At 56.3% G+C, this 20,737-nt stretch carries 12 protein-coding genes, 2 rRNA genes and 1 pseudogene; 11 read left to right on the forward strand and 4 right to left on the reverse strand.

Annotated features, from left to right (window positions below):
* The first annotated feature begins 93 nt into the window (after window positions 1-93).
* From ACQG1K_RS01325 to aceK, 6 genes are all read left to right on the forward strand, one after another.
* A 23S ribosomal RNA gene (locus ACQG1K_RS01325) occupies window positions 94-2,998 on the forward strand.
* Between the two features lie 72 nt (window positions 2,999-3,070).
* A 5S ribosomal RNA gene (gene rrf, locus ACQG1K_RS01330) occupies window positions 3,071-3,186 on the forward strand.
* A gap of 218 nt (window positions 3,187-3,404) precedes the next feature.
* Window positions 3,405-4,334: a homoserine O-acetyltransferase MetA gene (gene metA / locus ACQG1K_RS01335; RefSeq protein WP_367076647.1), complete on the forward strand. Its 930-nt coding sequence runs from the start codon at window positions 3,405-3,407 to the stop codon at window positions 4,332-4,334.
* Between the two features lie 270 nt (window positions 4,335-4,604).
* Complete coding sequence (gene aceB, locus ACQG1K_RS01340; protein ID WP_023299079.1) at window positions 4,605-6,206, forward strand: malate synthase A; 1,602 nt, start codon at window positions 4,605-4,607, stop codon at window positions 6,204-6,206.
* A gap of 31 nt (window positions 6,207-6,237) precedes the next feature.
* The gene (gene aceA / locus ACQG1K_RS01345) at window positions 6,238-7,542 is read left to right on the forward strand and encodes an isocitrate lyase (protein WP_367076648.1); all 1,305 of its coding nucleotides are present in this window, start codon (window positions 6,238-6,240) and stop codon (window positions 7,540-7,542) included.
* A gap of 50 nt (window positions 7,543-7,592) precedes the next feature.
* On the forward strand, window positions 7,593-9,332 hold the full coding sequence (gene aceK, locus ACQG1K_RS01350) for a bifunctional isocitrate dehydrogenase kinase/phosphatase (RefSeq protein ID WP_105322905.1): 1,740 nt from the start codon (window positions 7,593-7,595) through the stop codon (window positions 9,330-9,332).
* A gap of 506 nt (window positions 9,333-9,838) precedes the next feature.
* Here aceK and iclR read toward each other — a convergent pair.
* The gene (gene iclR, locus ACQG1K_RS01355; protein ID WP_367076337.1) at window positions 9,839-10,666 is read right to left on the reverse strand and encodes a glyoxylate bypass operon transcriptional repressor IclR; all 828 of its coding nucleotides are present in this window, start codon (window positions 10,664-10,666) and stop codon (window positions 9,839-9,841) included.
* 193 nt (window positions 10,667-10,859) lie between these two features.
* Between iclR and metH the strand changes: the two genes are divergently transcribed.
* The 5 genes and pseudogenes from metH (at window position 10,860) to rluF (ending at window position 17,876) form a co-directional block, all read left to right on the forward strand.
* Window positions 10,860-14,543 carry a methionine synthase gene (metH, locus tag ACQG1K_RS01360; protein ID WP_367076339.1) on the forward strand — a complete coding sequence of 1,228 codons (3,684 nt, stop codon included), beginning with the start codon at window positions 10,860-10,862 and terminating at the stop codon, window positions 14,541-14,543.
* A 217-nt stretch (window positions 14,544-14,760) separates the two neighbouring features.
* Window positions 14,761-16,392, forward strand: coding sequence for a Na/Pi cotransporter family protein (locus ACQG1K_RS01365; protein WP_022646722.1), 1,632 nt, complete (start codon window positions 14,761-14,763; stop codon window positions 16,390-16,392).
* A 93-nt stretch (window positions 16,393-16,485) separates the two neighbouring features.
* Window positions 16,486-16,777, forward strand: a pseudogene (locus tag ACQG1K_RS01370) (type II toxin-antitoxin system CcdA family antitoxin).
* Window positions 16,777-16,935 carry a hypothetical protein gene (locus ACQG1K_RS01375; protein WP_233167242.1) on the forward strand — a complete coding sequence of 53 codons (159 nt, stop codon included), beginning with the start codon at window positions 16,777-16,779 and terminating at the stop codon, window positions 16,933-16,935. The pseudogene ACQG1K_RS01370 and the gene ACQG1K_RS01375 overlap by 1 nt, the downstream one beginning before the upstream one ends.
* A gap of 68 nt (window positions 16,936-17,003) precedes the next feature.
* Window positions 17,004-17,876: a 23S rRNA pseudouridine(2604) synthase RluF gene (gene rluF / locus ACQG1K_RS01380; protein ID WP_046618197.1), complete on the forward strand. Its 873-nt coding sequence runs from the start codon at window positions 17,004-17,006 to the stop codon at window positions 17,874-17,876.
* On the opposite strand, the gene ACQG1K_RS01385 is transcribed toward rluF, so the two are convergent.
* The 3 genes from ACQG1K_RS01385 to lysC form a co-directional block, all read right to left on the reverse strand.
* On the reverse strand, window positions 17,877-18,149 hold the full coding sequence (locus tag ACQG1K_RS01385) for a DUF3811 domain-containing protein (protein WP_017382612.1): 273 nt from the start codon (window positions 18,147-18,149) through the stop codon (window positions 17,877-17,879).
* 50 nt (window positions 18,150-18,199) lie between these two features.
* The gene (gene panS / locus ACQG1K_RS01390) at window positions 18,200-19,144 is read right to left on the reverse strand and encodes a ketopantoate/pantoate/pantothenate transporter PanS (RefSeq protein WP_023295757.1); all 945 of its coding nucleotides are present in this window, start codon (window positions 19,142-19,144) and stop codon (window positions 18,200-18,202) included.
* Between the two features lie 93 nt (window positions 19,145-19,237).
* Window positions 19,238-20,587: a lysine-sensitive aspartokinase 3 gene (gene lysC / locus ACQG1K_RS01395; RefSeq protein WP_022646727.1), complete on the reverse strand. Its 1,350-nt coding sequence runs from the start codon at window positions 20,585-20,587 to the stop codon at window positions 19,238-19,240.
* Window positions 20,588-20,737 lie beyond the last annotated feature (150 nt).

Raw genomic sequence — 20,737 nt, forward strand, 5'->3', positions numbered from 1 at the left:
GGATCAAGCTGAAAATTGAAACGACACACAGCTCATGTGTGTTCGAGTCTCTCAAATTTTCGCAATCGGAAGTGAAACATCTTCGGGTTGTGAGGTTAAGCGACTAAGCGTACACGGTGGATGCCCTGGCAGTCAGAGGTGATGAAGGACGTGCTAATCTGCGAAAAGCGCCGGCGAGGTGATATGAACCTTTGACCCGGCGATGTCCGAATGGGGAAACCCAGTGCAATCCGTTGCACTATCGTTAACTGAATACATAGGTTAACGAGGCGAACCGGGGGAACTGAAACATCTAAGTACCCCGAGGAAAAGAAATCAACCGAGATTCCCCCAGTAGCGGCGAGCGAACGGGGAGCAGCCCGGAGTCTGAATCAGCTTGTGTGTTAGTGGAACGGTCTGGAAAGTCCGACGGTACAGGGTGATAGTCCCGTACACGAAAGCACACATGCTGTGAACTCGAAGAGTAGGGCGGGACACGTGGTATCCTGTCTGAATATGGGGGGACCATCCTCCAAGGCTAAATACTCCTGACTGACCGATAGTGAACCAGTACCGTGAGGGAAAGGCGAAAAGAACCCCGGCGAGGGGAGTGAAAAAGAACCTGAAACCGTGTACGTACAAGCAGTGGGAGCCTCTTTATGGGGTGACTGCGTACCTTTTGTATAATGGGTCAGCGACTTATATTCTGTAGCAAGGTTAACCGTATAGGGGAGCCGAAGGGAAACCGAGTCTTAACTGGGCGTTAAGTTGCAGGGTATAGACCCGAAACCCGGTGATCTAGCCATGGGCAGGTTGAAGGTTGGGTAACACTAACTGGAGGACCGAACCGACTAATGTTGAAAAATTAGCGGATGACCTGTGGCTGGGGGTGAAAGGCCAATCAAACCGGGAGATAGCTGGTTCTCCCCGAAAGCTATTTAGGTAGCGCCTCGTGAACTCATCTTCGGGGGTAGAGCACTGTTTCGGCTAGGGGGCCATCCCGGCTTACCAACCCGATGCAAACTACGAATACCGAAGAATGTTATCACGGGAGACACACGGCGGGTGCTAACGTCCGTCGTGAAGAGGGAAACAACCCAGACCGCCAGCTAAGGTCCCAAAGTCATGGTTAAGTGGGAAACGATGTGGGAAGGCACAGACAGCCAGGATGTTGGCTTAGAAGCAGCCATCATTTAAAGAAAGCGTAATAGCTCACTGGTCGAGTCGGCCTGCGCGGAAGATGTAACGGGGCTAAACCATGCACCGAAGCTGCGGCAGCGACACTATGTGTTGTTGGGTAGGGGAGCGTTCTGTAAGCCGTTGAAGGTGTCCTGTGAGGGGTGCTGGAGGTATCAGAAGTGCGAATGCTGACATAAGTAACGATAAAGCGGGTGAAAAGCCCGCTCGCCGGAAGACCAAGGGTTCCTGTCCAACGTTAATCGGGGCAGGGTGAGTCGACCCCTAAGGCGAGGCCGAAAGGCGTAGTCGATGGGAAACAGGTTAATATTCCTGTACTTGGTGTTACTGCGAAGGGGGGACGGAGAAGGCTATGTCAGCCGGGCGACGGTTGTCCCGGTTTAAGCATGTAGGCGGAGGTTCCAGGTAAATCCGGTACCTTGTTAACGCTGAGGTGTGATGACGAGGCACTACGGTGCTGAAGTGATAAATGCCCTGCTTCCAGGAAAAGCCTCTAAGCATCAGGTAACACGAAATCGTACCCCAAACCGACACAGGTGGTCAGGTAGAGAATACCAAGGCGCTTGAGAGAACTCGGGTGAAGGAACTAGGCAAAATGGTGCCGTAACTTCGGGAGAAGGCACGCTGATATGTAGGTGAAGTCCCTGCGGACGGAGCTGAAATCAGTCGAAGATACCAGCTGGCTGCAACTGTTTATTAAAAACACAGCACTGTGCAAACACGAAAGTGGACGTATACGGTGTGACGCCTGCCCGGTGCCGGAAGGTTAATTGATGGGGTTAGCGGCAACGCGAAGCTCTTGATCGAAGCCCCGGTAAACGGCGGCCGTAACTATAACGGTCCTAAGGTAGCGAAATTCCTTGTCGGGTAAGTTCCGACCTGCACGAATGGCGTAATGATGGCCAGGCTGTCTCCACCCGAGACTCAGTGAAATTGAACTCGCTGTGAAGATGCAGTGTACCCGCGGCAAGACGGAAAGACCCCGTGAACCTTTACTATAGCTTGACACTGAACACTGGTCCTTGATGTGTAGGATAGGTGGGAGGCTTTGAAGCGTGGACGCCAGTCTGCGTGGAGCCAACCTTGAAATACCACCCTTTAATGGCTGGTGTTCTAACGTAGACCCGTAATCCGGGTTGCGGACAGTGTCTGGTGGGTAGTTTGACTGGGGCGGTCTCCTCCCAAAGAGTAACGGAGGAGCACGAAGGTTGGCTAATCCTGGTCGGACATCAGGAGGTTAGTGCAATGGCATAAGCCAGCTTGACTGCGAGCGTGACGGCGCGAGCAGGTGCGAAAGCAGGTCATAGTGATCCGGTGGTTCTGAATGGAAGGGCCATCGCTCAACGGATAAAAGGTACTCCGGGGATAACAGGCTGATACCGCCCAAGAGTTCATATCGACGGCGGTGTTTGGCACCTCGATGTCGGCTCATCACATCCTGGGGCTGAAGTAGGTCCCAAGGGTATGGCTGTTCGCCATTTAAAGTGGTACGCGAGCTGGGTTTAGAACGTCGTGAGACAGTTCGGTCCCTATCTGCCGTGGGCGCTGGAGAATTGAGGGGGGCTGCTCCTAGTACGAGAGGACCGGAGTGGACGCATCACTGGTGTTCGGGTTGTCATGCCAATGGCACTGCCCGGTAGCTAAATGCGGAAGAGATAAGTGCTGAAAGCATCTAAGCACGAAACTTGCCCCGAGATGAGTTCTCCCTGAGACTTTAAGTCTCCTGAAGGAACGTTGAAGACTACGACGTTGATAGGTCGGGTGTGTAAGCGCAGCGATGCGTTGAGCTAACCGATACTAATGAACCGTGAGGCTTAACCTTACAACGCCGAAGCTGTTTCGGCGAACGAGAGACAGACACGATTTTCAGCCTGATACAGATTAACAGAATTTGCCTGGCGGCTTTAGCGCGGTGGTCCCACCTGACCCCATGCCGAACTCAGAAGTGAAACGCCGTAGCGCCGATGGTAGTGTGGGGTCTCCCCATGTGAGAGTAGGGAACTGCCAGGCATCAAACAGAAAGAAGCCCGTACCGGAAGGTGCGGGGTTTTTTGCTTTGTGCGTTCTGAAAAGTCGGGTGGTGGCCCCACCTTACCCGCCCTACATGCTTTCCCTCCTTGAAACTTTCTCACCTTTCGCTTGCAGACTCGACATTAAGCCCGTTTCTGGGTATCGTTAGCTGTCTGGATGTCTAAACGTTTATACGTATGCTGTGAGGATTTAAGGTTATGCCGATTCGGGTGCAGGACGAGCTACCAGCCGTCAATTTCTTGCGTGAAGAGAATGTCTTCGTCATGACGGCTTCGCGTGCGACAGGTCAGGAAATTCGCCCGCTGAAGGTGCTTATTCTCAATCTGATGCCAAAAAAGATCGAAACGGAGAACCAGTTCCTGCGTTTGCTCTCCAACTCTCCGCTTCAGGTTGATATCCAGCTGCTGCGCATTGACGCCCGTGAGTCACGCAACACGCCTGCTGAGCATCTGAATAACTTCTACTGTAATTTTGAAGATATTCGCGATGAGAATTTCGATGGACTGATCGTCACCGGCGCACCGCTGGGTCTGGTGGAATTTAATGACGTTGCCTACTGGCCACAAATCAGGCAGGTGCTGGAGTGGGCAAAAGATCACGTCACGTCCACCTTATTTGTCTGTTGGGCGGTACAGGCCGCGCTGAATATCCTCTATGGCATTCCCAAGCAAACCCGCAGCGACAAACTTTCTGGCGTATACGAACACCACATTCTTCACCCGCATGCGCTGCTGACGCGTGGTTTCGATGACACTTTCCTGGCTCCGCATTCTCGCTACGCCGATTTTCCGGCACAGCTGATCCGCGATTACACCGACCTGGAAATCCTGGCCGAAACGGAAGACGGCGATGCCTACCTGTTCGCCAGTAAAGACAAACGCATCGCGTTCGTTACCGGCCATCCTGAGTACGATCCGCATACCCTCGCGTCAGAGTATTTTCGTGACGTTGAAGCGGGTCTGAATCCGGATGTCCCGTACAACTATTTCCCGAAAGACGATCCGCAAAACACGCCTCGGGCAACCTGGCGTAGTCACGGAAATCTGCTGTTCACTAACTGGCTCAACTATTACGTCTACCAGATTACGCCGTACGATCTGCGCCACATGAATCCGACGCTGGAGTAATCGTCTGCATTAAACGATCCTAAAGCGTTTCAGCTATTCACATCAGGCACCTTCGGGTGCCTTTTTTATTTCCGAAAACCAACTCAACATCGTGAAAAACTTTAATCCCATATTAATCATGCAGTTGTGATTGTATATGAATTAAAATGGAAATTGTTTTTGATTTTGGAAAAATTATAGATAGTCTTAATTCTGCTGAGCGAAAACTACACAACGATCTTTCGCTCGCATCGGGGGCGTGATTTTGGATCTTTGATGAGGAGCAGAACGATGACTCAACAGGCAACAACGGTCGATGAACTGACCTTTACCCAGCCGAATGGTGAGCAAGAACAGCAAGTTTTGACGGCAGAAGCGGTAGAGTTTCTGACTGAACTGGTGACTCGCTTTACGCCACAGCGTAATAAACTGCTGGCGGCACGCATTCATCAACAGCAGGAGATCGATAACGGCAAGTTGCCAGGGTTTATTTCGGAAACCGCTTCCATTCGTCATGGTGAATGGAAAATTCGCGGAATCCCTGAAGATTTACAGGATCGTCGCGTAGAGATCACCGGCCCGGTAGAGCGCAAAATGGTGATTAACGCCATGAATGCCAACGTCAAAGTATTTATGGCGGACTTCGAAGATTCCCTCGCGCCGGACTGGCAGAAAGTTATCGACGGGCAGATCAACCTGCGCGACGCCGTCAACGGCACCATCAGCTATACCAACGAAGCCGGTAAAATTTACCAGCTCAAACCGAATCCGGCGGTGCTGATCTGCCGCGTACGCGGTCTGCATTTGCCTGAAAAACACGTTACGTGGCGCGGAGAAGCGATTCCGGGCAGCCTGTTCGACTTTGCGCTGTACTTCTTCCACAACCATAAGAACCTGCTGGCGAAAGGCAGCGGCCCCTATTTCTATCTGCCGAAAACCCAGTCCTGGCAGGAAGCGGCGTGGTGGAGTGAAGTCTTCAGCTACGCAGAAGACCGTTTCAGCCTGCCGCGCGGCACCATTAAGGCCACGCTGCTGATTGAAACCCTGCCAGCCGTATTCCAGATGCATGAGATCCTCCATGCGCTGCGTGACCATATTGTGGGCCTGAACTGCGGCCGCTGGGATTACATCTTCAGCTACATCAAAACCCTGAAAAACCATGCCGACCGGGTATTGCCGGATCGTCAGGTTGTCACCATGGATAAACCGTTCCTCAGCGCCTACTCGCGCCTGCTGATTAAGACCTGCCACAAACGCGGCGCCTTTGCGATGGGCGGCATGGCGGCGTTTATCCCGAGCAAAGACGCAGAGCGTAACAACCAGGTGCTCAACAAGGTGAAAGCCGATAAAGAGCTGGAAGCCCGTAACGGCCACGACGGGACGTGGATTGCCCACCCCGGTCTGGCCGACACGGCGATGGAGGTCTTCAACCGCGTACTCGGCGACAACAAAAACCAGCTGTTTGTCACCCGTGAAGACGATGCGCCAATCGCAGAAGAACAGTTGCTTGCGCCGTGTGCGGGCGAGCGTACGGAAGAGGGCATGCGCGCCAATATTCGCGTCGCCGTGCAGTACATCGAGGCATGGATCTCCGGCAACGGCTGCGTGCCGATCTACGGCCTGATGGAAGATGCCGCCACGGCGGAAATTTCACGTACCTCCATCTGGCAGTGGATCCATCATCAAAAAACGCTCAGCAACGGCAAACCGGTCACCAAAGCCCTGTTCCGTCAGATGCTGGCCGAAGAGATGCGGGTCATCCAGGACGAACTGGGCGAGCACCGCTTCAGCAGCGGGCGTTTTAATGACGCTGCGCGCCTGATGGAGCAAATCACCACCTCTGATGACTTAATCGACTTCCTGACCCTGCCGGGCTACCGCTTCCTGGCGTAATTCACCACATAACAATATGGAGCATCTGCACATGAAAACCCGTACCCAACAGATCGAAGAGTTACAAAAAGAGTGGACCCAACCGCGCTGGGAAGGCATTCGCCGTCCGTACAGCGCAGAGGAAGTGGTGAAGTTACGCGGCTCGGTTAACCCGGAGTGTACGCTGGCGCAGAACGGCGCGGCGAAAATGTGGGATCTGCTGCACGGGGGGGCTAAAAAAGGTTATATCAACAGCCTCGGCGCACTGACTGGCGGTCAGGCATTGCAGCAGGCGAAGGCTGGCATTGAAGCTATCTATCTTTCCGGCTGGCAGGTCGCGGCGGATGCTAACCTGGCCTCCAGCATGTATCCGGATCAATCTCTTTACCCGGCGAACTCGGTGCCGTCAGTGGTAGATCGGATCAACAATACCTTCCGTCGTGCGGATCAGATCCAGTGGGCTGCGGGCATCGAGCCCCACGATCCGCGTTTTATTGACTATTTCCTGCCGATCGTCGCCGATGCGGAAGCCGGTTTCGGCGGCGTGTTGAACGCCTTTGAGCTGATGAAATCGATGATTGAGGCCGGTGCAGCGGCCGTACACTTTGAAGATCAGCTGGCGTCAGTGAAGAAGTGTGGGCATATGGGCGGGAAAGTGCTGGTGCCAACTCAGGAAGCGATCCAGAAGCTGGTTGCCGCGCGTCTGGCTGCTGACGTGCTCGGCGTGCCGACGCTGGTCATTGCCCGTACCGATGCGGACGCAGCGGACCTGATCACCTCTGACTGCGACCCGTACGACAGCGAATTCATCACCGGCGAACGCACCAGCGAAGGGTTCTATCGCACGCATGCCGGTATTGAACAGGCGATCAGCCGCGGCCTGGCGTATGCCCCTTACGCCGACCTGGTCTGGTGTGAAACATCCACGCCGGATCTGGCGCTGGCGAAGCGCTTTGCCGATGCGATTCATGCGAGATATCCGGGCAAGCTGCTGGCCTATAACTGTTCGCCGTCCTTCAACTGGCAAAAAAATCTGGACGACACGACCATCGCCAGCTTCCAGCAGCAGCTGTCGGATATGGGCTACAAGTACCAGTTCATCACCCTGGCGGGTATCCACAGCATGTGGTTCAACATGTTCGACCTGGCGCATGCCTACGCACAGGGCGAAGGCATGAAGCACTATGTTGAGAAGGTACAGCAGCCAGAATTTGCGGCGGGCAAAGAGGGTTACACCTTCGTTTCGCACCAGCAGGAGGTGGGAACCGGCTATTTCGATAATGTGACCACGATTATTCAGGGCGGGACTTCCTCCGTCACGGCATTAACGGGCTCAACGGAAGAAGCACAGTTCTGATCTTTCCCCCTCTCCCCCCTCGGGGAGAGGGTTGGGGTGAGGGGGAATATATGTCGCGTGGTCTGGAATTACTGATAGCCCAAACTATTTTGCAGGGCTTCGATGCCCAGTATGGCCGCTTTCTGGAAGTCACATCCGGCGCGCAACAGCGTTTTGAGCACGCCGACTGGCATGCGGTTCAGCAGGCCATGAAGCAGCGTATCCATCTCTATGATCACCACGTAGGTCTGGTGGTGGAACAACTGCGCTGTATCACCGACGGTAAAAGCCCGGATGCGGAATTTTTACTGCGCGTGAAAGAGCATTACACCCATCTGTTACCCGACTACCCGCGCTTCGAGATTGCGGAGAGCTTTTTCAACTCCGTCTATTGCCGGTTATTTGACCACCGCTCATTATCTCCTGAGCGGTTATTTATCTTCAGCTCCCAGCCCGAGCGACGCTTCCGTACCATTCCGCGTCCGCTGGCGAAAGATTTCTTTCCCGATCGCGGCTGGGAAAAGCTCCTGCACCGCGTCTTAACGGATTTGCCGCTGCGCCTGCCGTGGCAGAATAAACCCCGGGATATCGGCTATACCCACGCGTATCTCAGTGAAACCTTCGGTGAGGCGGTGCTCAGCCGCAGCCATTTGCAGGTTGCCAACGAGCTTTTCTACCGCAATAAGGCCGCCTGGCTGGTGGGCAAACTGGTTACGCCGACAGCCATCGTGCCGTTTCTGCTGCCCATTCACCGTACCGACGACGGCGAACTGTTTGTCGATACCTGCCTGACTACCAGCGCTGAGGCGAGTATCGTATTTGGCTTCGCCCGCTCCTATTTCATGGTCTACGCCCCGCTGCCCGCCGCCCTGGTGGAGTGGCTGCGCGAGATCCTGCCGGGCAAAACCACCGCCGAGCTGTATATGGCGATTGGCTGTCAGAAGCATGCCAAAACGGAGAGTTATCGGGAATACCTGCGTTATGTCACCACGGCTGATGAGCAGTTTATCGAAGCGCCGGGTATCCGCGGCATGGTGATGCTGGTCTTCACGCTGCCGGGCTTTGATCGGGTGTTTAAGGTGATTAAGGATAAATTCGCCCCGCAGAAAGAGATGACCGCAGCCCACGTCCGTGCCTGCTATCAGCTTGTAAAAGAGCACGATCGCGTCGGGCGAATGGCCGATACCCAGGAGTTTGAAAACTTTGTGCTGGATAAGCAGCAGATCGATCCGGCGCTAATGACGCTACTCATGCAGGAAGCGCCGACGAAAATTACCGATCTTGGCGATAAGATTGCGATCAGCCATCTCTACATTGAGCGCCGTATGGTGCCGCTAAATATCTGGCTGGAACAGTCAGAGGGCCAGGCTTTACGTGATGCCATCGAAGAGTACGGCAACGCCATCCGCCAGCTCGCCGCTGCCAATATTTTCCCCGGGGATATGCTGTTTAAAAACTTCGGCGTCACCCGTCACGGGCGGGTGGTGTTCTACGATTACGATGAAATTTGCTACATGACCGAGGTGAACTTCCGCGATATCCCGCCGCCGCGCTATCCGGAAGATGAACTGTCCAGCGAGCCGTGGTACAGCGTCTCGCCGGGCGATGTGTTTCCGGAGGAGTTTCGCCACTGGCTGTGTGCGGACCCACGCATCGGGCCGTTATTTGAAGAGATGCATGCCGATCTGTTCCGCGCCAGCTACTGGCGCGGGCTGCAAGCGCGGATCAAAAACGGGCACGTGGAAGATGTCTACGCTTACCGCCGCAAGCAGCGGTTTTGCATCCGCTTTTCTCCCTCTCCCGCAGGGTAAGGGCATCATGTTTTCTCCCTCTCCCTGTGGGCTGAGGGATCCCCAGTAATTTTTTTATGCAGAAGCAATAAAGTTGCTTTCTAAATGACTGAGGGCTGTCAGCGATGCCCTGGTCCGGCTGTAAATCGCTGAGGCGTTTGCCTTCCGGCCGGGGCGAGGCGCAGGGATGCGCCGAGAGGGCGGCTTTACAGGGACGTTGCCTCCGCCCGTACCCGATAAGCCGGAAGGAATAAGCCGAGGGCACCGCGAAGCGGCGATTTACCGCCGGGAGCCCGGGTCGCCAGGGTGGTGGCGACTGAGCCACCCTGGCACGTTCACCGGTCATGTCGTTACAGAGTAGCAAGGAACATAAAGTGAACGGAATGACCACCACCGCCGTATGTTCCCCTCACCCTAACCCTCTCCCCGGAGGGGCGAGGGGATTGCTCAGTGCTCGCATTAATTTGTGGGGAACCCTCAGCCCTGTGGGAGAGGGCCGGGGTGAGGGCACCAGACCGCTCTCAATCCTAGCGAATCCCACCATACGCCAGCGTCACCTCTTTTGCGGCCTTAATCACCAGCGCACCCAGCTCGGTGACGCGGTCGTCGGTCATACGTGAAATCGGCCCGGAGATGGAGATGGCGGCAAACGGCTCGCGGTGTTCGTCGAAAATACAGGACGCGAGGCAGCGCAGCCCGAGGGCATGTTCTTCGTCATCAAACGAATAGCCGCGCTTGCGGGTCAGAGCCAGATCTTCTTTCAGATGCACCGGCGACACCAGGGTGGCGTGGGTGTAGGCGTGCAGACCTTTACGGTGCAGCAGACCCGTCACCTGCTCTTCGCTAAGCTGCGAGAGAAACGCTTTCCCTGCGCCAGAGGCATGCATCGGCAGCTTGCCGCCAATCGGTGCGGACATGCGCATCAGCTGCGTACACTGCACCTGGTCGATGATAATCGCCTGATGATCGCTCTGATCCAGCACGGCCAGGTTTACCGTCTCGCCGGACTCCTCCATCAGCTTGCGCAGAATCGGGTGGACAATGGCCAGCAGGTTGCGGCTTTGCAGGAAGCTGCTGCCAACGATAAACGCATGTGCGCCCACCGCCCAGTGTCCCAGCTCGCCCACCTGACGCACGAAGCCCAGCTGCTGCATGGTGGTCAGCAGACGGTGCGTGGTGGAGTTCGGCAGGCCAGCCTGCTGCGCCAGCTCTGTCAGGGCCACGCTACCATGCGATTCGGCTATCCATTCCAGCAGCTTCAGGCCGCGCGTCAGGGATTGAACCTGTCCGCCAGGTTGTGCAGCGGTGGTTGCAGCAGGTTTTCTGCCGCGTTTAGCGGGAACGGTCATAACCATGACGAACTCCTTTTTCTGTATCGTGGAAATCATTTTCGTTTTATTTGGTGGTTTTGCAACCGCTTTCCTGACTGATCGGAGGAGTGATAGTGAACATGTCTCATGTTACCGCTGTGTGACTTTTCGACCCTTAGAGATTATGCCAGTATGGAACGCAGCCTTTTGGCCATGTTGAACGTTGTCGGGAGCAAGTGTGAGCAGCAAAGTAGAGCAACTGCGTGCGCAGTTAAATGAACGAATTCTGGTGCTGGACGGCGGCATGGGCACCATGATCCAGGGCTATCGTCTGAGTGAAGACGATTTCCGTGGAGAGCGCTTTGCCGACTGGCCTTGTGACCTGAAAGGAAACAATGACCTGCTGGTGTTGAGCAAACCCTCTGTCATCAGGGATATCCACAACGCCTACTTCGAAGCGGGTGCGGATATTGTAGAAACCAACACCTTCAACTCGACAACCATCGCCATGGCGGATTACCAGATGGAATCCCTGTCGGCGGAGATCAACTTTGAAGCGGCGAAACTGGCGCGCGCCTGCGCCGACGAGTGGACGGCCCGCACGCCGGACAAACCGCGCTATGTTGCCGGGGTGCTGGGCCCGACCAACCGCACCGCGTCGATTTCTCCGGACGTGAACGATCCAGCCTTCCGCAATATCACCTTTGACCAACTGGTGGCCGCGTATCGTGAGTCCACTAAAGCGCTGGTGAAAGGCGGTTCCGACCTGATCCTGATTGAAACCGTATTCGACACCCTCAACGCCAAAGCCGCAATTTACGCGGTGAAAGAGGAGTTCGAGGCGCTGGGTGTTGACCTGCCGATCATGATTTCCGGCACCATCACCGATGCCTCGGGGCGCACGCTTTCCGGCCAGACAACCGAAGCGTTTTATAACTCTCTGCGCCATGCCGAAGCGCTCTCCTTCGGCCTGAACTGCGCGCTGGGGCCGGACGAGCTGCGCCAGTACGTGCAGGAGCTTTCGCGCATCGCTGAGTGCTACATCACCGCCCACCCGAACGCCGGTCTGCCGAACGCGTTCGGTGAGTATGATCTGGATGCCGATACCATGGCGGCGCAAATCCGCGAGTGGGCCGAATCTGGCTTCCTCAACATCGTCGGCGGCTGCTGCGGCACCACGCCAGAGCACATCGCCGCCATGAGCCGCGCCGTCGCCGGGCTTGCACCGCGCAAGTTACCCGAGCTTCCGGTAGCCTGCCGTCTGTCCGGCCTTGAGCCGTTGACCATCGGTGACGACAGCCTGTTTGTGAACGTGGGTGAACGTACCAACGTCACCGGTTCTGCGAAGTTCAAGCGCCTGATCAAAGAAGAGAAGTACAGCGAAGCGCTGGACGTTGCCCGCCAGCAGGTGGAGAGCGGCGCGCAGATTATCGATATCAACATGGACGAGGGGATGCTCGACGCCGAAGCGGCGATGGTGCGTTTCCTCAACCTGATTGCCGGTGAGCCGGATATCGCCCGCGTGCCGATCATGATTGACTCCTCCAAATGGGACGTCATCGAAAAGGGGCTGAAGTGCATTCAGGGCAAAGGCATCGTTAACTCCATCTCAATGAAAGAGGGCGTCGATACCTTTATCCACCACGCGAAGCTGGTGCGTCGCTACGGGGCCGCCGTGGTGGTGATGGCCTTCGATGAAGTGGGCCAGGCCGATACCCGCGAGCGCAAAATTGAGATTTGCCGCCGGGCGTACAAAATTTTGACCGAAGAGGTGGGCTTCCCGCCGGAAGACATTATTTTCGACCCGAACATCTTTGCTGTCGCAACCGGCATTGAAGAGCACAACAACTACGCCCAGGACTTTATCGGCGCGTGTGAAGACATCAAACGCGAGCTACCGCATGCGCTAATTTCCGGCGGCGTGTCGAACGTCTCGTTCTCGTTCCGCGGCAACGACCCGGTGCGTGAGGCCATCCACGCCGTGTTCCTCTACTATGCCATCCGCAACGGGATGGACATGGGGATCGTTAACGCCGGACAGCTGGCGATTTACGACGACCTGCCCGCAGAACTACGCGACGCAGTAGAAGATGTGATCCTCAACCGTCGCGACGACCCCACCGAACGCATGCTGGATCTGGCGGAAAAATACCGCGGCAGTAAAGCTGACGAATCAGCCAATGTTCAACAGGCCGAATGGCGTTCCTGGGATGTGAGAAAGCGTCTGGAATACTCGCTGGTAAAAGGCATTACTGAGTTCATTGAGCAGGATACCGAGGAAGCGCGTCAGCAGGCAGCCCGTCCGATTGAAGTGATCGAAGGGCCGCTGATGGACGGCATGAACGTGGTCGGCGATCTGTTCGGCGAGGGCAAAATGTTCCTGCCGCAGGTGGTGAAATCCGCCCGCGTCATGAAGCAGGCCGTGGCTTATCTTGAGCCGTTTATCGAAGCCAGCAAAGAGAAGGGCTCCAGTAACGGTAAGATGGTCATTGCCACCGTGAAGGGCGACGTACACGACATCGGCAAAAACATTGTCGGCGTGGTACTGCAATGCAATAACTACGAAATTATCGATCTTGGCGTGATGGTCCCGGCGGATAAAATCCTCAGGACCGCTCGCGAAGTGAATGCGGATCTGATTGGTCTTTCCGGGCTGATTACGCCGTCGCTGGACGAAATGGTCAACGTGGCAAAAGAGATGGAGCGCCAGGGCTTCACTATTCCACTGCTGATTGGCGGGGCAACCACCTCGAAAGCCCACACCGCAGTGAAAATCGAGCAGAACTACAGTGGGCCGACGGTGTATGTCCAAAACGCCTCGCGCACCGTGGGCGTGGTCTCCGCGCTGCTGTCTGACACCCAGCGCGATGACTTTGTCGCCCGCACCCGCAAAGAGTATGAAACCGTCCGCATTCAGCATGGACGTAAGAAACCGCGCACGCCGCCGGTTTCGCTTCAGGCGGCACGCGATAACGATCTGGCGTTCGACTGGTCCAGCTATACGCCGCCGGTCGCGCACCGTCTGGGCGTGCAGGACGTGACGGCCAGCATCGAAACGCTGCGTAACTACATCGACTGGACGCCGTTCTTCATGACCTGGTCGCTGGCGGGCAAATATCCGCGCATTCTTGAAGATGAGGTAGTAGGCGAAGAGGCGAAACGCCTGTTTAAAGATGCCAACGATATGCTCGACAGACTGAGCGCAGAGAAAGCCCTCAACCCGCGCGGCGTGGTGGGGCTGTTCCCGGCGAACCGCGTGGGCGACGATGTCGAAATTTACCGCGATGAAACCCGCACCCATGTGCTGGCCGTGAGCCACCATCTGCGCCAGCAAACCGAGAAAGTGGGCTTTGCCAACTACTGCCTGGCGGATTTCGTCGCACCGAAACTCTCCGGTAAAGCCGACTATATCGGCGCCTTTGCCGTAACCGGTGGTCTGGAAGAAGACGCGCTGGCGGACGCGTACGACGCACAGCACGATGATTACAACAAAATCATGGTGAAAGCGATTGCCGATCGCCTGGCGGAAGCCTTTGCCGAGTATCTGCATGAGCGCGTACGTAAGGTGCACTGGGGCTACGCGGCGAATGAGAATCTCAGCAACGAGGAGCTGATCCGCGAAAACTACCAGGGCATTCGTCCGGCGCCGGGGTATCCGGCCTGCCCGGAACACACCGAGAAGGGCACTATCTGGAAACTGCTCGACGTGGAAGCGCATACCGGCATGAAACTTACCGAGTCGTTCGCCATGTGGCCGGGCGCGTCCGTTTCCGGCTGGTATTTCAGCCACCCGGACAGCAAGTACTTCGCCGTGGCACAGCTTCAGCGGGATCAGATTGAAGACTACGCCCTGCGAAAAGGCATGAGCGTGTCTGAGGTGGAACGCTGGCTGGCGCCGAATTTAGGCTACGACGCAGACTAACGTCACTTTTCCTTACAACAAACAGGGCACCGCTATGGTGCCTTGTCTCTTTCTTACGTTTAAACCCTTATACTGGAAGAAGGTTCTTACTACATTGCCCGGCGGCGCTGCGCTGACCGGGCCTGCGCGTAGGCCGGATAAGCCGTAGCCGCCATCCGGCAAGATAACGCGCAACAAGCCTCAGGAAAACAGATAACGATAAGGAGGAAAACCCACTGTGTTGACGTTGTTACACCTGCTCTCCGCAGTCGCACTGCTGGTATGGGGCACCCATATCGTTCGTACCGGCGTGATGCGCGTGTTTGGCGCACGTTTACGTACCGTTCTCAGCGGCAGCGTTGAGAAGAAGCCGCTCGCCTTCTGTGCGGGTATTGGCGTCACGGCGCTGGTGCAAAGCAGCAACGCCACCACCATGCTCGTCACCTCGTTCGTGGCGCAGGATCTGGTGGCGCTCGCCCCGGCGCTGGTGATTGTCCTTGGCGCCGACGTCGGTACCGCGCTGATGGCACGTATCCTGACCTTCGATCTCTCCTGGCTGTCGCCGCTGCTGATTTTTATTGGCGTCATTTTCTTCCTCGGCCGTAAGCAAAGCCGTGCCGGGCAGCTTGGCCGCGTCGGTATTGGCCTCGGGCTGATCCTGCTGGCGCTGGAGCTGATTGTGCAGGCTGTCACGCCGATCACCCAGGCCAACGGTGTGCAGGTCATTTTCGCCTCGTTAACCGGCGATATTATGCTGGATGCGCTGATCGGCGCGGTGTTTGCCATTGTCAGCTACTCCAGCCTGGCGGCCGTGTTGCTGACGGCCACGCTAACCGCTGCGGGCGCGATCTCTTTCCCGGTGGCGCTATGCCTGGTCATCGGTGCGAATCTTGGCTCTGGCCTGCTGGCGATGCTTAACAACAGCGCAGCCAATGCTGCCGCCCGCCGGGTGGCGCTGGGGAGTTTGCTCTTCAAGCTGGTGGGTAGCCTGATCATTCTGCCGTTTGTGCACCCGCTGGCGAACCTGATGGACAACCTCTCTCTGCCGAAAGCGGAGCTGGTGATCTACTTCCACGTCTTCTACAACCTGGTACGCTGTCTGGCGATGGTGCCGTTTGCCGCGCCGATGGCCCGCTTCTGCGAGCGGCTTATTCGTGATGAACCGGAGCTGGACGCGCGCCTTAAACCGAAGCATCTGGACACCTCGGTGCTGGACACGCCCGCGCTGGCTATCGCCAATGCCGCCCGCGAAACGCTGCGCATGGGTGACGCGATGGAAACCATGCTGGAAGGGTTGCAAAAGGTGATGCACGGCGAGCCGCGCGAAGAAAAAGAGCTGCGCAGGCTGGCGGACGATATCAACGTGCTGTATACCGCCATCAAGCTCTATCTGGCGCGGATCCCGCAGGACGAGCTGGCGGAAGAGGAGTCGCGCCGCTGGGCGGAAATCATTGAGATGTCGCTTAACCTGGAGCAGGCTTCGGATATTGTCGAGCGTATGGGCAGTGAAATCGCAGACAAATCCCTGGCCGCACGTCGGGCGTTTTCTGTCGAAGGGCTGAAGGAGCTGGAAGCGCTCCACGAACAGCTGGTCAGCAACCTGAAGCTGGCGATGTCGGTCTTCTTCTCCAGCGACGTGCCGAGCGCGCGCCGCCTGCGCCGCAACAAGCACCGTTTCCGCATCCTCAACCGGCGCTACTCGCACGCCCACGTTGAGCGTCTGCACCAGCAGAACGTGCAGAGTATCGAGACCAGCTCCCTGCACCTGGGGCTGCTGGGAGATATGAAGCGTCTTAACTCGTTGTTCTGTGCGGTGGCATACAGCGTGATGGAGCAACCGGATGAAGACGATGAGCGGGATGAGTACTAATCTCTGAAAGCGCCTCGCAAAACGGTTTTGTGAGGCGTGACTCCCCATAAAGCAATTTATTCTTCAACCCTTACATTTTTAAGGGAATAGGAAGTGCTCAATTATTACGCTACACTTCGCCAGTTCATGCGCATTCCAATGGGGGGTCTCATGCGGTGCTAATAGCATTAAAAAATCAGTGAATGTTTCCCTGTCGCCGGACATTCTTGAAGAGGCGCGAAGGCTTAAACTTAACCTTTCTGCCGTGCTAACGGCGGCTTTGCAGGAGCAATTTCGTGAACATCGGCGCGCAGAGTGGCTTGAAGAAAATAAAGCTTCTATTGACGCCATTATCCAGTGGGTGGATGAAAACGGCTCCTTTAGTGAGTTTCAGAGGTCGTTCTGATGAAGCATGTACTGGTCGCTCCCGCCGTTGAGGTCGCGGGAAAACCCTGCGTGGTGATGATGCACATGATGGCAGGCATATCGCTAAAAGAGTTAGGTGACGCGTTGCCGATCTTACTAACAGCAGTGCTTCATTGCGGGATGCACTCGATTTTCTGATCAGCGGTTACTAGGACTTTTTTGTCAGGCGCAAGGTAAGGTATATTTCGCCCTTCACAGGAGAAACTATGCTGCCAACTCAATCAACCCGATTAAACAAATACATTAGCGAGAGCGGGATCTGCTCACGTCGCGAGGCTGACCGTTACATTGAACAGGGTAACGTGTTTCTTAACGGCAAACGCGCCACCATTGGCGATCAGGTGGAACCTGGCGATGTGGTGAAAGTGAATGGTCAGGTCATCGAACCGCGTGATGCCGAAGACCTGGTGTTTATCGCGTTGAACAAACCGGTTGGGATTGTCAGCACCACGGAAGATGGCGAGCGGGACAACATTGTTGATTTCGTGAACCACAGCAGCCGCATTTTCCCGATTGGCCGTCTGGATAAAGACTCTCAGGGGCTGATTTTCCTCACCAACCACGGCGATCTGGTCAACAAAATTCTGCGTGCCGGTAACGACCACGAGAAAGAGTACATCGTGACGGTGAACAAGCCGGTGACGGACGAGTTTATCCGCGGAATGGGCGCTGGCGTGCCGATTCTGGGCACCGTGACGAAGAAGTGTAAAGTCAAAAAAGAAGCACCGTTCGCGTTCCGCATCACGCTGGTTCAGGGCCTGAACCGCCAGATCCGCCGCATGTGCGAGTACTTCGGTTATGAAGTGACGAAGCTGGAACGCACGCGCATCATGAACGTCAGCCTGTCTGGCATCCCGCTGGGCGAGTGGCGTGACTTAACGGATGACGAGCTGATCGAGCTGTTCAAACTTATCGAGAACTCCTCGTCCGAAGCGAAGCCGAAAGCTAAAGCCAAACCGAAAACGCAGGCGATTAAGCGTCCGGTGGTGAAGGCACCGCAGGCGGAAGAGAAAGGGCGAGGCAAGCCGGGCAACGGAAAACGCTTTACCCAGCCGGGGCGCAAAAAGAAAGGGCGCTGATTAGCGCCTTCCACGGGTTGATGTGCTGGCGGACCAGGAAAAAGTCGCCTCTGCGTCGGGTTTATACGCCTGCTCTTTTTTCAGCTTGCGGGCTTTTTTCGCCGCGGCATCACGCTGCGCCATCAGCTTATCGATGTACTCTTTTTTAACCTGATTGGTTTCGGCGTTCGTCAGCGTGCGGCCATGCGCGATGCGGGCGCGGTCGAGAAGCGTTTTAAGTTCGCGCTGCTCGGCTTCGGTCATGTCTTTCTGGGTCAAACGTGGTGTAGCCATTGCTGAAGCCTCCTGATGGGGAGGCTTCAGTGTAAAGCAAGCCGGCTCAATTAACCCTGTTTCACCGCATCTTTTTTCGGTTGGTCATCAATCGGCTTACCGGACCAGTACCCTGCTAACAGCGAACCGGACAGGTTGTGCCAGACGGAGAACAGCGCTCCCGGTAGCGCCGCCAGCGGTGAGAAGTAAATTTTACCCAGCGCCGCCGCCAGGCCAGAGTTCTGCATCCCCACTTCGATCGCCAGCGTGCGGCAGGTGGATTCGTCGAAACCAAACAGCTTTCCACCCCAGTATCCGCCCAGCAGACCAATGGTGTTATGCAGCACAACCGCGACGATCACTACAAAGCCCACCGAAGCAATGTGCGATGCGGAACCGGCTACCACGGCGCTGATAATGGCAAGTATGCAGACCATCGAAAACGCGGGCAGATACGGCTCAACCGCTTTCACCACCCGCGGGAAGAGATGGTGGATCACCAGGCCCAGCGCAATCGGGATCACCACGATTTGCAGAATGCTGAGCAGCATGCCCATCACGTCCACCTGGATATGCGCGTCCACGTACAGGCGGGTTAACAGCGGCGTGGCAATCACGCCCACCAGCGTGGAAACGGAAGAGATAGTGACGGAGAGCGCCACGTCGCCTTTCGCCAGATAGATCATGACGTTAGATGCCGTGCCGCTGGCGACGCTCCCCACCAGCACCATCCCGGCGGAAAGGTCGGGCGGCATCTTAAAGGCCATCGCCAGCAGCCAGGCCGCGAGCGGCATCACCAGGTAGTGCAGGAAAATCCCTGCGGCAACCGGTGCCGGGCGAGACAGCACGCGTTTGAAATCGTCAATTTTTAGATGCACGCCCATGCCGAACATAATCAGCATCAGTAGCGTGGTGACCCACGGACCAATGCCCGTGAACGTGGTGGGAGTGTAATACGCGAGTACGGAGAGCAGCAGCGCCCATAACGGGAACAGCCGGGTGATAGCGGAGAGCATAGTGAATTCCTTGCAGTATTGTCGTGTTGTTTTGTTATAAAAAAGCCGGGTCTGTGCCCGGCTTATGGATAATGTTTATCGTGCTAACGAATTTTATTCAAATAAATTCTGATGAAGTTTCTGCACAACCTGCTCGGCCTGATCGGCAGGGACCAGGAAGCAGAGGTTGTAGCTGGACGCGCCGTAGCAAATCATGCGGATGCTGAACGGGTCGAGCACGCCGAACACCTCTTTGCCCACGCCGCACGCGCGCGACAGCTTATTACCGATGATGGCAACCAGCGCCAGATCTTCTTCCACCTCCACGCGGCACAGCTCGGAAAGCTCAATAAGCAGCGACTGCGTCAGCAGGGTGTCGCCGGTAGAGGTGGAGCCGGTGGTGTCGAGCGTCAGCGCAATGCTGACTTCTGACGTGGTGATCAGGTCCACGGAGATATTGTGGCGCGCCAGGATGCCAAACACTTCCGCCAGGAATCCGCGGGAGTGCAGCATATTATGGCTGTGCAGGGTAACCAGCGTCTGCTTACGACGCAGGGCCAGCGCGCGGAACAGCGGCGGGTTCTCGGTTTTCTTGCAGACCAGCGTCCCGCCCGCCTTTGGATCTTTACTGGAGCCAACGAAGACCGGAATGTCGCTGCGCACGGCGGGCAGCAGCGTGGCCGGATGCAGCACTTTCGCGCCGAAGGTGGCCATTTCAGCCGCTTCTTCAAAGGCGATCACGTCAATGCGTTTTGCCGCAGAGACCACGCGCGGGTCGGTGGTGTAAATGCCCGGCACGTCCGTCCAGATATCCACGCGGGTGGCATGCAGGGCTTCACCCAGCAGGGCGGCGGTATAGTCGCTGCCGCCACGGCCCAGCGTGGTTGTGCGCCCTTTGGCTTCGCTGCCGATAAAGCCCTGGGTGATCACTATGCCTTCATCCAGACGCGGGGCAAGCTGCTGGTTGGTCAGCTCGGCCAGCGCTTCCACGTCCGGCTCGGCGCGGCCAAAGCGGTCGCTGGTGCGCATTACTTTACGCACGTCGAACCACTGCGCCTGAATATTGCGCTCGCGCATGATCTCAACGAATAGCAGGGTGGACATCAGTTCGCCGTGGCTGACCAGTTCGTCGGTTAGAGCGGTAGAGGTTGCCAGTGAAGCGGCTTCTGCCAGGGTAGTAATATTTTCCAGCAGGCGTTCCACTTCCTCACGAATGACGTTCGGGTTTTGCAGACGCTCAAGGATGTCGAACTGAATTTTGCGCAGTGCATCCAGCTTCACGAAACGCTCGGTCGCTTCCAGTCCTTCAGACAAAGAAACCAGCAGGTTCGTCACGCCGGCTGAGGCGGAGAGCACCACCAGGCGGGTATTCGGATCGGCCAGCACCACATCGGCGCTGCGGTTCATGGCAGCGTAGTCTGCCACACTGGTGCCGCCAAACTTGGCGACCACAAAACTCGTCATAACAACCTCGTGTCAGGGAATGAATAGAGCGACCTTGGCACAAGAATGAAGCGAGAACAGGTGCAGGCGCAAAATACGGCCCTATAAATAAAATGCGGGGGAGGTCCTGTCAATGCTGGGATTATGCGGATTTTTCATGGGGGGGTACCC

Origin of the sequence: Enterobacter cloacae complex sp. 402C9 (assembly GCF_050030745.1) — a bacterium.
Lineage (GTDB): Bacteria > Pseudomonadota > Gammaproteobacteria > Enterobacterales > Enterobacteriaceae > Enterobacter > Enterobacter intestinihominis.